10 protein-coding genes are annotated in these 12,681 nt (G+C 52.7%); 3 read left to right on the top strand and 7 right to left on the bottom strand.

The genetic code is table 11. The features are described 5' to 3' along the window. Positions 1-164: 164 nt before the first annotated feature. Complete coding sequence (locus FW415_RS11565; protein ID WP_148384987.1) at positions 165-1,340, bottom strand: FecR family protein; 1,176 nt, start codon at positions 1,338-1,340, stop codon at positions 165-167. Positions 1,341-1,556: 216 nt separating this feature from the next. Between FW415_RS11565 and FW415_RS11560 the strand changes: the two genes are divergently transcribed. Beyond that, entirely contained in the window at positions 1,557-2,984 is a 1,428-nt protein-coding gene (locus FW415_RS11560) for an arylsulfatase (RefSeq protein ID WP_148384985.1), read from the top strand. A 125-nt stretch (positions 2,985-3,109) separates the two neighbouring features. Here the strand turns inward: FW415_RS11560 and FW415_RS11555 are convergent, their stop codons facing one another. The 3 genes from FW415_RS11555 to FW415_RS11545 form a co-directional block, all read right to left on the bottom strand. Continuing rightward, positions 3,110-3,706 (bottom strand): RNA polymerase sigma factor, encoded by a 597-nt coding sequence (locus tag FW415_RS11555; RefSeq protein WP_148384983.1) that lies wholly within the window; start codon positions 3,704-3,706, stop codon positions 3,110-3,112. Positions 3,707-3,841: 135 nt separating this feature from the next. Then, complete coding sequence (locus FW415_RS11550; RefSeq protein WP_148384981.1) at positions 3,842-5,524, bottom strand: GMC oxidoreductase; 1,683 nt, start codon at positions 5,522-5,524, stop codon at positions 3,842-3,844. A 7-nt stretch (positions 5,525-5,531) separates the two neighbouring features. Further along, positions 5,532-6,065 (bottom strand): gluconate 2-dehydrogenase subunit 3 family protein, encoded by a 534-nt coding sequence (locus FW415_RS11545; RefSeq protein WP_148384979.1) that lies wholly within the window; start codon positions 6,063-6,065, stop codon positions 5,532-5,534. Positions 6,066-6,216: 151 nt separating this feature from the next. Here FW415_RS11545 and FW415_RS11540 point away from each other — a divergent pair, with 151 nt between their 5' ends. Together FW415_RS11540 and FW415_RS11535 are read left to right on the top strand one after the other, a co-directional pair. Continuing rightward, a complete protein-coding gene (locus tag FW415_RS11540) occupies positions 6,217-6,591 on the top strand; it encodes a VOC family protein (RefSeq protein WP_148384976.1) in 375 nt (124 codons plus the stop codon). 17 nt (positions 6,592-6,608) lie between these two features. After that, on the top strand, positions 6,609-8,516 hold the full coding sequence (locus tag FW415_RS11535) for an AAA domain-containing protein (protein ID WP_148384974.1): 1,908 nt from the start codon (positions 6,609-6,611) through the stop codon (positions 8,514-8,516). Here the strand turns inward: FW415_RS11535 and FW415_RS11530 are convergent. The 3 genes from FW415_RS11530 to FW415_RS11520 form a co-directional block, all read right to left on the bottom strand. Next, entirely contained in the window at positions 8,513-9,241 is a 729-nt protein-coding gene (locus FW415_RS11530) for a YoaK family protein (RefSeq protein ID WP_148384971.1), read from the bottom strand. The two genes, FW415_RS11535 and FW415_RS11530, sit on opposite strands and share 4 nt — an antisense overlap. Positions 9,242-9,662: 421 nt before the next feature. After that, positions 9,663-11,867 carry an ATP-binding protein gene (locus FW415_RS11525; RefSeq protein ID WP_148384969.1) on the bottom strand — a complete coding sequence of 735 codons (2,205 nt, stop codon included), beginning with the start codon at positions 11,865-11,867 and terminating at the stop codon, positions 9,663-9,665. Between the two features lie 146 nt (positions 11,868-12,013). Beyond that, a complete protein-coding gene (locus tag FW415_RS11520; protein WP_210420866.1) occupies positions 12,014-12,625 on the bottom strand; it encodes a YceI family protein in 612 nt (203 codons plus the stop codon). Positions 12,626-12,681 lie beyond the last annotated feature (56 nt).

Raw genomic sequence — 12,681 nt, 5'->3', positions numbered from 1 at the left:
CCAACGATCCCGCCGGAAATGTTCGCATCATTTCCGGCTTTTTTTTGGGCTGATAACCGGTTCGTGGTTAATGTATTTTCATAACGTATCTACTTTTCATAACGTACTTGTTTAGGTTTGGTAATTAGTTATCAGTCGGTCAGTATATTGTTCTGGTCAGTATTTTACGGCATCACAACGATCTTTTTCCCTTCCACCCGGAAATGCACATTGCTCAGCTCGAGTATCTTCAGTACATCATCGATGCTGCTGTTCCGCGCGATCTTGCCGCCAAATTCCCTTTCAGGCAGCTTCCCTTCATAAGCGATATCGGCATCGTACCACCGGGATATCTGCCGCATCACGCCGGCGATGGATTCCCGGTTGAACTGGAAATACCCGTTCTTCCAGGCTACGGTTTCTTCCACATCCACATCATCGAGCACCCGCATTTCGCCGGAGGCCTGGAGCCTGGCCTGCTGACCGGGGTGCAGGTCTGTCAGCTGCGCGTGATGACTGATCCGCACGGCTCCCTCCAGCAGGGTTGTGCGGATGGAGGCTTCGTCGTGGTAAGCCATCACGTTGAAATGTGTGCCAAGCACCTGTACTTCCATATCTTTCACGCCAACGGAAAACGGCATGCCGTTCATTTTGGCTACTTCAAAATAGGCTTCGCCGGTCAGCTGCACCTTCCTGTCCTTTCCCGCAAAGGAGGTGGGATACCGGAGTGATGATGCGGCGTTCAGCCAGACCTTCGTACCATCCGGCAGGATGATCTGGAACTGCCCTCCGCGCGGGGTGGACAGGGTATTATAACTGGTCAGCCGGGCGTCTTTGGCGCCATTCAGTGCATTATAGGCCAGCTGCCCGTTGTTCAGCTTGATCACCTGCATGTTGCCCTGGCTGGCGATGGCGCCATTGCCGGCGCTATCCAGCGTGATCTGGCTGCCATCGGCCAATGTGAGCATGGCCTTGTTGCCACCCGGTACTACATGGTGCAGCGGCTTCGGATCTTCTGCAATCAGCGGCATTTTCTCCTGCCGGTCATACAACAGGAAGGCAGCTCCCGTGGCCAGCCCTATCACCAGCGCGGCTGCGGCGGCCCTCCACCACTTTCTATATATACGTGCTTCTTTTGCCCGGTTGTTCTCCATGATGGCATGAAATGCCGCCCGCATCCGTGCAGGGTCAGACAGGCCGTGGGCAGCCCTGTTCTGCAGCAGCGTGGTCAGGGATGCCTCCCATTGCTCCTGCGCCTGCCCTCCGGAAAGGGAGTCCAGCAGAGACTCCGCCTCCTCCCGGCTAAGGTCTTCCGCCAGGTATTTATTGATCAGTGCAGCAAGCGCTTTGTCATCCATCATAAAAGTAAAAATTAGGGTATCCCGTGATTAAAGACGTTTAATGGCGTAAAAGGGAGGTGTTTCTTTCAAAAAAAATTTAACATACAGATCATTCGGCGGCAAAATATCTTCGACCCGGCCGGATCAGGCCATCGAAGCCGATTTCCTGATTTTTTACAGGAGAGTGCAGGAAAACCCATGTACCCTTCTTATATTTCGAACACAGATCAGATTATCATGAGAAGAATTTACCGGTCATGCCTTGTATTATGCTGCCTGTCAGTAATCTCCTGTGCAGCGCAGCAGGAAAAGAAAACAGCTCCTGCAAAACCGAATATCGTATTCATCCTCGCGGATGACCTGGGGTATGGGGACCTCGGCTGCTTCGGGCAGCAAAAGATCCGTACGCCGCATCTGGACAGCCTGGCGGGCCGCGGCATGCGCCTGACGCATTTCTATGCCGGCAGCACCGTCTGTGCTCCCTCCCGTTCGTCCCTGATGACCGGGCAGCATACCGGCCACACGCCCATCCGCGGGAACCGGGAAATAGATCCGGAAGGTCAGTGGCCTTTGCCGGACAGCGTAACTACCATTGCCACCCTGCTGCAAAATGCCGGGTATGCCACCGGGGCGTTCGGCAAATGGGGACTGGGGCCCGTCGGCTCTGAAGGGGATCCGGTAAAGCGGGGCTTCGACGAGTTTTTCGGCTATAACTGCCAGCGCCAGTCGCACAACTTCTTTCCGGACCATCTCTGGCATAACGACCGGCGTATAGACCTGCCGAATACAACGGACAGCTTTTCCGTATATGCGGCGCAGGAGATACAAGACCACGCGCTGGCATTCCTCGATGCGCACAGGGACGGGCCTTTTTTCCTCTTCCTGCCCTATACCCTGCCCCACGCGGCACTTCAGCTGCCGGCAGACGACAGCACTTTCGAAAACTACAAACGGATATTCCAGGAACAGCCGAAGTCCGTGCCTGCGAAATGGAATGGCAAAGGCTATGCTCCGCAGGCATATCCTCATGCGGCATATGCGGCCATGGTCACCCGGCTGGACGTTTATGCCGGCCAGGTGCTGAACCGGCTGCGGGAACTGGGGCTGGACAGCAATACCGTTGTAATATTCGCCAGCGATAACGGTCCCCATGAGGAAGGCGGCAACGAACCGGAATTTTTCCAGAGCAGCGGCCCCTTCCGCGGTGTAAAACGGGATGTTTATGAAGGCGGCATCCGCACCCCTATGATCGTCAGCTGGCCCGGGAAGGTCAAAGCCGGCGCCATCTCCACCCATGCCGGGGCCTTCTGGGACCTGATGCCCACATTGGCAGAACTGGCCGGCCTGGAAACACCGGCGCAAACGGATGGCATTTCCTTTTTACCGGCCATCACCGGCAAGGGCAGCCAGCAGCAACATGCGTACCTCTATTGGGAATTTCATGAAAAAGGCGGCAGGCGTGCGGTAAGGATGGGCGATTGGAAGGCCGTGCAGCTGGATGTGCGTAAAAATCCTGACGGACCTGTGGAGCTGTACCGGCTGGATACCGATCCGGGAGAGCAAAACAACCTGGCGGAGCAACATCCGGATATTGTGGAAAAAATGCGGAAACTGATGCAGGAAGCGCATCGTCCCAATCCGTCGTTCCCGGCGCTGGATTCCTGATCGCATCAGGGACGCTCTCCGGGAAGAATAGCATCAGGGGCATTCCCTGGGAAGAAACAGTATCAGGGGGCATTCGCCAGGCAGAAACAGCACTTACCGGGCGCTGCCATCAGCCAGCGGACCGCTTAAAAAAAACGTTGCAGAAAAAAGAGCGCCGTAACGGCAGAGGAAGGATAGTTCGCCAGCGCCTTTCTCAGGGTAGCCAGCGCCTGTACGATATAACTTTTGATGGTGATCCTGGAAACACCCATGGTAGCAGCGATCTCTTCATGCCGCATCCCTTCGAAACGGCTGAGGCGGAAAGCTTTCTGCTGTTGTGAGGGCAGGCGGAGAATGGCGCGCTGGATCATTCGTTCCAGTTCCCGTAATTCCGTCTGTTCATCCGCGCCGGTAACGGCAGTTTCACTGAAATAAGCCCTGATGTATTGCCGGTAGGTTTCCTGCGAGGCGAGTTTGCGCAGACGGCTGTAGATCATATTCCGGGCGGTGATAAAAAGAAAGGATTCCAGCTTTTCCACGGCCGGCAGCTGCGCCCGTTTTTCCCAGATCATGGTAAACACATCCTGCGCGATGTCTTCCGCCAGCTCAGGCGATTTCGTCAGCAACAGGGCTGCGGAAAACACGGTATCCCAATATTGCTCGAAGAGTACCAGGTATGCATCCTGGTTACCCATGGCAATCTGGCTCAGCAGTTCTTTTTCACTATGTGGATGGTTGTGCATATCCGAATGGACGGTTGCCTTCTCCGTTGATTCTGGTTATTTTCCCGGGTACAATAAAAGTAAGAAAAAAACAGGCTGAATGTTGAAAGCGCCTGAAAAAAAGCCCGCGGGACCATCAAAATGACCCGCAGGTGTTTAAAGTTCCCCTTTCTTCAGTTCGCTCACCGCATGGTCGCATGCCCTTGCTGTTAACGCCATATAGGTGAGGGACGGGTTCTGTGTGCCGGTAGAGGTCATACAGGCGCCGTCTGTTACAAATACGTTTTTGCAGGCGTGCAGCTGGTTCCATTTGTTCAGCAGCGAAGTGCGGGGATCGTTCCCCATGCGCACGCCGCCCATCTCGTGAATGTCCAGCCCCGGCGCCTGTTTCGAATCCGTTGTCCGGATATTGGTAAACCCGGCCTTCGAAAACATCTCCTTCATCTGCCCGAAGAAGTCTTCCAGCATCTTTTCATCATTATCATCATAATCGATGGAGAAATTGATCAGCGGCATGCCCCATTCGTCTTTCCGTTCTTTATCCAGGCTAACGAAATTGGATGCCTTGGGAATGGTTTCTCCCATCATATGCCCTCCGATCCGCCAGATGCCTTCTTTCGGATGCAGCAGTTGCTCCTTCAGGCTTTCGCCCCATCCCTGCGCGCCGATGCCGGAACGGTGGCCGCTGATGCCCACCGCATATCCCCGTAAAAAATCCGTTTCCTGCCGGTGTACGTTGCGGAAACGCGGCATGTAGGTGGAGTTGGGCCTTCTGCCGTCCGTGGTATATTCCTGCAGACCGTCAAATTCGGCGGACACCCTGCCGCGGTAATTATGGAAAGCCACGTATTTGCCCATCAGCCCGTTATCATTGCCCAGTCCCTGCGGGAAACGGCTGGAAACGGAGTTCAGCAGCAAAAGATTGGTATTGATCGCCGCGGCGTTCACAAAGATCACCCTGGCGTAATAGGGAGTCATCTGCTTTGTTTTGGCATCTACCACATTCACGCCGGTAGCGCGGCCTTTTTTCTCGTCGTATATAATGGAATGCACCACGGAATCTGTGAGCATGGTGAGGTTGCCGGTCTTTTCCGCCCAGGGAATGGTAGAGGAATTGCTGCTGAAATATCCACCGAACGGACAACCGCGCCGGCACAGGTCGCGATGCTGGCAATTCACCCTTCCCTGTTCCTTATGGATCGGCTCTGCACGGGTGATATGCGCGCAACGCCCGATGATGAGTTGCCGGTCTTTATAGTCTGCCGACAATTTTTCCCGGAAATGGTTCTCGATGCAGGTCATTTCCATCGGCGGCAGAAACTCTCCATCAGGCAGTTGCGGAATGCCATCGCGATTGCCGGAAATGCCCGCGAACTTTTCCACGTAGCTGTACCAGGGCGCGATATCCTTGTACCGGATAGGCCAGTCTACCGCAAAGCCGTCCCTTGCCGGGCCTTCAAAATCAAAATCGCTCCAGCGCTGCGTTTGCCTGGCCCAGAGCAGGGATTTGCCGCCCACCTGGTAACCGCGTATCCAGTCAAACGGCTTTTCGCTGAGATAAGGATGTTCCTTGTCTTTCACAAAAAAATGCTGCGCATCTTCTTTAAAAGCATAACAACGGGAAACAACCGGGTTCTCCGCTTTTATTTCGGCAGTAACCCTCCCGCGGTGTTCCAGCTCCCAGGGCTGCAGATTGGTGGTGGGATAATCCTTCAGATGTTTTACATCCCGGCCTCTTTCCACCATCAACGTTTTCAACCCTTTTCCGGTCAGCTCTTTGGCCGCCCATCCGCCACTGATGCCGGACCCTATAACTATTGCATCAAAATTATTTTCCATCGTTATTTCATTTGTTTTTGTGACCCACCTCCACACATCCGTAAAAATGCCCCGGCACCAGCTGATAGGGCAGCAATTTCGTCATCACATATTCGGAAGACCGGTATCCTTCAATGGTCAGCTGCCGGATCTCCGCAACGAAGTAAGCGAGGTCTTTATCCGCAGATCCCTTTTTAACCCCCGCCAGCAGCTCCGTCCGCTGTTGGCTGTCCGCTTTGGCGAACGATGTGCCTGTTTTCTCCTTTGCATAGCCGTCAAGCGCTTTCAGTCCTTTTACGAAGGACTGCTGTGCATCCTTTTGGTAACATTCATCCACTATTTTGAGCGCGAAAAGATGCAGGCCGAGGGATCTGCCGCCCGGGGTATCGGTTTCCGGGATGATCGTTTCTGTTACTTCCGCCAGCAGCTCCTGCAGATCTGCACTGACATCGAGGTGGCTGAGCTTTACGCCCTGCTTTTTATCCTGCAGCAGGCAGCCCGGGAATAAAGCTGCTGCTCCGCCGATAATAAACAGGTTTTTGAGCGCCGTTCGTCTTTCCATAACCGGTGATTTAAGCGCTTAAAATACTACGGCTTTCCTGAAATTCCCAATAACTGCCATAAACATCTGGCACAATCCAGCCTGCATATTGCCCCATATCCCCCCGTTCCGGCCCGCTAATTGAGCATAACTTTGATAAAAACGTACCGTTATGTTCAAAAACGCCAAAGCATTCAGCAGTTTTTCCACCAACGATCTCCGGCAAACAGCGGATTTCTACCGGCAGGTACTGGGCCTGGAAGTGGACGAATCCTATTTCCTTACGGTAAAGCTGGCTACAGGCGGGCAGGTGATAATCTATCCGAAACCCGATCATCAGCCCGCCACTTTTACTGTGCTTAATTTTCCGGTGGATAATATCGATGCAGCGGTAGATGAACTGCGCAACCGGGGCATTACCTTCCTGCAGTATGAAGGGGATATCAAAACGGATGAAAAAGGGATCGCACGCGGCGGCGAAGGCCCTAAAATTGCCTGGTTCGAAGATCCGGCCGGGAACATTTTATCTGTGTTGCAAGAGGAATAAGCTTGTTACCTTTGCGCATGGATTATTTTGAAAGGCTGCTCGGGTTATTGAAGACCGAGCGGGAAGAAGACCGGAGATCGTACCAGGAACTGACAGCAACCACATCCGTATCCCAGCGGAGGACAAACGGGCTCTCCTGGTATCCCGTAGCGATCCGTGGCACGGAAATGGGGCGCGGGGACTACCTGATCGTGGAAATAGAGCGCACTACCCACCAGGATATCCCGCATCAGCTGCGCTTCGGCGTTTCCGCCATGCTTTTCTCCAACCACGATGCCAAACATCATCATGTGGAAGGCACCATTTCCTGGCAAAGCGGCAACCGCCTCAAATTAGCCCTGCGCACGGATGAGCTGCCCGAATGGGCCAATGATGGCAAGCTGGGCATCGACCTGTTGTTCGATGACAACAGCTATGATGAAATGCAGCAGGCCCTGAAGCTCGCCGCCAAGCTGGAGGACAATACACCCGGAGGCAGGCTGGTAAAGATACTGACCGGGGAAAAAGCGCCCACCTTTCAAACGGACATCCCTGCTTTCCCGGCCCCCTCACTGAACTCCTCGCAACGCTCCGCAGTGGACAAAATACTGGCGGCCAATGAGCTGGCCATTGTGCACGGCCCTCCCGGCACCGGCAAAACCACTACGCTCGTACAGGCCATCAAAGCATTGATCAAACAGGACGGCAAACAGATACTGGTATCCGCACCCAGCAATACCGCGGTGGACCTCCTCAGTGAAAAGCTCTCGGAAGAAGGGCTGAACGTACTGCGCGTAGGGAACCCCGCCAAGGTTTCCGACCGCCTCATGTCCCTTACGCTGGACAGTAAAATAGGGGAACATGCCAGCATGAAGGAGATCAGCCGCCTGAAAAAACAGGCCAACGAATTCCGGAATATGGCGCACAAATACAAGCGTAATTTCGGCAAGGCCGAGCGTGAACAACGCAAAGCCCTTTTCGATGCCGCCCGTGACATCATGAAATCCGTGGAGAAAACGGAGCAATATATCATGGATGATCTCTTCAGCAAAGCCCAGGTGATCACGGCCACACTGGTAGGCGCCAATCATTATACCGTGCGGCACCTCCGGTACCATACCGTGGTGATCGACGAGGCGGGACAGGCCCTGGAACCGGCCTGCTGGATACCCATCCTCAAAGCGGAGAAGGTCATCCTCGCGGGAGATCACTGCCAGCTTTCCCCCACCATCAAATCCGGCGAAGCGGCCCGGAAAGGGCTCAGCACCACCCTGCTGGAAAAATGCACTGCCCTGCATCGGGAAGCGGTGACACTGCTCGAAGAACAATACCGCATGCATGAAATGATCATGCGTTATTCCTCCGGGATATTTTACCAGGACCGGCTCAAAGCCCATACGTCCGTAGCCGGGCACCTGCTTTTCAATGAAGACCGGCCACTGGCATTCATCGATACGGCCGGTTGCGGGTTCGATGAAAAAACGGAGGGCACCAGCACCAGCAACCCGGAAGAAGCCGCTTTCCTGTTCCGGCACCTGGCACAATTTGTCAGCACACTCGGCACACATTACACAGAAAAGAACTTCCCCTCCATCGCCGTGATCTCCCCTTACCGCCGGCAAATAGAGCTGCTGAAAGAGCAATTGCAGCATTTCCCGGAGCTTTCGCGGTATGGCGACAAGATCAGTGTCAATACGATAGACAGTTTTCAGGGGCAGGAACGGGATATTGTGTACATCAGCATGACGCGCAGCAACACGGAAAACAAGATCGGTTTCCTGTCAGATATCCGCAGGATGAATGTGGCCATGACCCGCGCGAGGAAAAAGCTGGTGGTCATCGGGGACAGCGCCACGCTTTCTCAATTTCCGTTCTATGCCGGTTTCCTGGATTACGCGGAAGCGGGTAATGCCTGGCAGAGCGCCTGGGAATTCATGGATAGTTAGGAATGGTGTAAATAACGGCGGCGGAGCAATACCACTCTGAACTTCAATGTATCGTACATGAGGCCGGCCAGCAGGCACGCAGCGGCCAGCAAAAGGATATGTATGCCCCAGCGGAAAAAGCCGAAACCGCCGGCCAGCGACCCTGTAAAGAAACTGCCAATGATGGCCCCACGCAGGGAAATGGAAGCGCGCAATTTCTTCCGTTGCTCCTTTTTCCGGTAGAAGAACAGCTGGGAAAGCTCTATCCCCAGGTCCGTAAACAACCCCGTCAAATGCGTTGTACGCACAACGGCATTGGAAACACTCGTCACCAGCGCATTCTGAAGCCCCATCGAAAAAAGCAGCGCACCGGCAACGGCATCCGCATGGAACAGCAAGGTACCCGGCCCGGCAAAAGCCATAAAGGTCAGTATCCCGGCCTCCATGAACACAGGAATCGCATAGATGTATTTCAGGTTCCTGGTGGCTACCAGCTCCATCACAAAGTTGGATGTGAACGCCCCTGCAAGAAAAGAAAGCATAAAAAACAGGTAAACAGCCGCCACCGCATACTGCTGCTCGATCACCCCGTCTGCAAAAAAAGCAAAATGCCCGGTGACATTTGTCGTAAGCCTGTTCACCGCCAGAAAACCGGCCACATTCACGATGCCTGCCACAAAAGACAATAATGATGCAAGCTTCAGGTTATGGACGATCGTGCGGCTTTTTCCTTTATGTCTGAACATAGGGGTGAAATTATGCCTAAATATACGCAGCCGGAGCGTTATATCAGAAAAGGCACCCGTTGGGATGCCCTTTCTGTAACCAGTATATAAGTGAAACAATGGATACCGCCTCCGGCTAACGGCGGAAGGGCTTTACAGGAAGGATATGGCAAGCATTTATCTCCTCCCGCCGGAACTCCAGCAGACGGTCCTCCCGTACCTTCTGCTTTTTCGCACAGTGATCTCTTCCACGTTCCGGCAAGGTGGAGAATATGGGTAACGTATGATTGTAGTTGTGGTAATCATGCTAAATTAAACAGGCATGGCAAATCTTCACCATTTATTGAGAAAATACAATAAGGCATTCACCGTATTTTCCCTACGCCCAAGGGAGTAGCGGTCTTTATGGGCAATGTTTTGAGGAAATATTATGCTGAAGCGATCAGGCCTGCAGCTTGTTGATCAGCTGTACTTTGTTGGAGACGCCTGCTTTTTCGAAGATGTTCTGCGCATGTTTTTTAACCGTTCTCTCGGAAATGAAGAGCCTGTCCCCGATCAGTTTGTAGGGATGCCCTTCACAGATCAGCCGCGCAATGTCCATCTCCCGGGTAGTCAACTGACAGGCGGCGCAATTCTGCTCAAACCTATTTGTCTCTTCTTCTTTTCCCTTCTCTCCCGAGGGTTCCTGCGCGTTATTCATCATTTTCAGCGCCTTGATGGTATTGTTCAGCAGCGATCTTTTCTGCCGGGCGGCATTTTCCAGCACGGAATTGATCTTCTGGATCAGCTCTTCCGTACGGAAAGGCTTCTGGATGTAATCGAGCGCTCCCAGCCTCAGGCCAAGGGCGCGGTCCTTACCCGAAAGCTTTGCCGATACAAAAATGAAAGGGATATGGTTATAATCAGGGTTCTCTGAAATGATCCGGGCAAACCTGAAGCCGTCCACCTTGTCCATCATCACATCGGAAATGATCAGGTCCGGCAGCACGGGATAGGTTTTGAGCTTACGGAGGGCTTCATTTCCATTGAGCGCCACGCAAACATTATAGCGCTGGCTCAGTTTCTGGAAAAGGTAGCGCAGCATGGCATTATTATCCTCTACCAGCATAATGGTCTGTTTCCGCTCGTCATAAGGGGTATCCGGCAGATCGAAGCCTTCCGTTTCCAGCCCGGAATAACGTTGCACCTTGTAGCCGGTATCAATCACCTCATCCGCCGCAGGCACATACCTGTTGAGCAGCACGGTCAAACGCGTCCCCTGCCGCCTTTGCGGATTGCTGTCGATAATAACATCGCCCTTCAGCCCGTCCACGATCTTCTTCACGATCGGCAAGCCAAGCCCCATCCCCTGCAAGTTCCGCTTTTGGGCATTGATCTGGTAATATGGCTCGAACACCTTCCCGTGCTGGTCCGGCGGTATGCCTATACCGGTATCGTCTACAGAAAAACGTATCCGCCCTTCGTCATCCGCTTCCAGTACTACGCTGATTCTCCCGCCGCTCTCCGTGTACTTGATAGCATTTTCCACGAGATTGTTGATCACCCGGCTGATGGCCTCCGGGTCTGCTTTTACGTACAGCTCTTCCGTGATCAGCTCCTCAAGCGAAAGCTGCATTTTAAGACAATAGCTCCTGTACAATACCAGGTTATCTTCCAGTATCCGGCTGAAATTGACGACCTGCACATAATTGTAGATGCCCAGCCCTTTATGGTGCCGTTCCAGGTCAAACAGATTGCTGATATCAGTGTTCAGCTTGTCAAGATTCCTTTTAACCACCAGCAGATCTTCATTACACCCATGCTTCTGAAGATATTCTTCGAGATAGTTGTTCATCAGGGTGATGGGCGTTTTGGTTTCATGCACCAGGTTCACAAACGCGTTTGTGCGCTGTTCGTTGGACCGTTCCAGCTGAGCCGTTTTTTCCTTTACGCGCTGCGCCAGTGAAACATTGGATTCCTGCAGCAACCGGTATTCTGCTCTGGATTTCCTGACGGTCTGCCGCATCAACACAATATTCAGAAGCAGGAAAACGATGTTGTTGAAAACACCTACGATCCAGTTGGGCTGGTTCATGAATACCCCGATCAGGGGGGACGAGCACCAGAAGACGAGGGCGGCGAATATCCAGTACCTTTCCCGGAAAGCGGTTGTATTCCTGTCTTCGCGGTATTGCAGGTGTATGGCCCGTGCCGATGCTACCAGCGCCACTATGGCATACGACCCGGTAGTGATATATACATACTCCAGCGTGCCCTGTAGATCCTGCGTTAAAGGATAGTACACGCCGTAACAAACGACGGCAGGAACGAGGATCAGCAGAAAACCGTACCGGCGGTGGAAGTTCAGCCGGTTGAACTTCATGGTCTTGACACAGTAAAACGGCATATACGCCGTTACCAGGTAACCGAAGCCCTGGTTGATGATCACCTGCAGCATAGTTGGCAACGGAATGTTGTCATCCGGCATTTCCACAAGGTTTTCCGCCAGGTTATACAGTATCAGCAAGCCTACGAGAATAATATGGTATAGCCGCTCCTTTTCATGCGGACGGGCCAGGTATGAAAGCAACTGATGACTGAAAATAATGATCTCCAGTAATACGATTACAAAGATCACCAGGTTGATCTGGATATTAAAAAGGAACATAGAGGTTATAATGGATTACCTGCAAAATACGATTTTAGCGGTTCATGGTTTTGTTTCAGGATGTTGACGGACAGTTCAGTTCCGGGAGACAAGCAACAAAAAAAGCCGGATCGCTCCGGCTCCTGTAAATATGCTGGCTGCAACGCCTATTGCGCATTTGCCACCAGGGTTACATCCAGTTCAAAATCGTCATAAATGGTCTTGTCCCCAAGGTTCTCGAAGAAATTGCCCGAGCGGTATTTGATATCGAATTTGGTACGGTCTACCGTGATCTTCGCCTTTGCGGTAGCTTTGCCGCCGGCAACGGCAACGGTAGCGGGGAACGAGATGTTATTGGTGATGTTTTTAATGGTCAGTTTGCCGGTAACATCGTATGCGCCGTTGCCTTTGGGCGTTGCACTGGTGATCACAAAGCTGGCCGAAGGATGTTTGTCCACCGAAAAGAAATCATCATTCTTCAGATGGCCTACCAGCCGTTTGTTCATATCCGGATTGGTGATATCTGTTACCGTGATGGTGCGGGTATCCAGGGTAAAAGTGCCGCCTTTGAGGATGTTATTATCCAGTTCCAGCGTTCCTTCCGAAACAGAGATGGTGCCGGTATGTTCGCCGGTCATCTTTTTGGCTTTCCAGTTCAGCGTACTTTGTCCGTTATCTACCTTGTAAACGGCCAGTGGTTTATGGTTGGCGAAAGGATTGACGAATGACATGAGCGCGGCTGCCCCGCCGATTAAAAATAAGGCTCCTAAACGTTGCATAGATCAGTGTTTAAATTTTGTGACAGATGTAAGTTGATGATTTTCCACCAATTTAC

The sequence above is a fragment of the Chitinophaga sp. XS-30 genome, assembly GCF_008086345.1.
Taxonomy (GTDB): domain Bacteria; phylum Bacteroidota; class Bacteroidia; order Chitinophagales; family Chitinophagaceae; genus Chitinophaga.
This window is presented reverse-complemented; position numbering and strand designations above follow the sequence as displayed.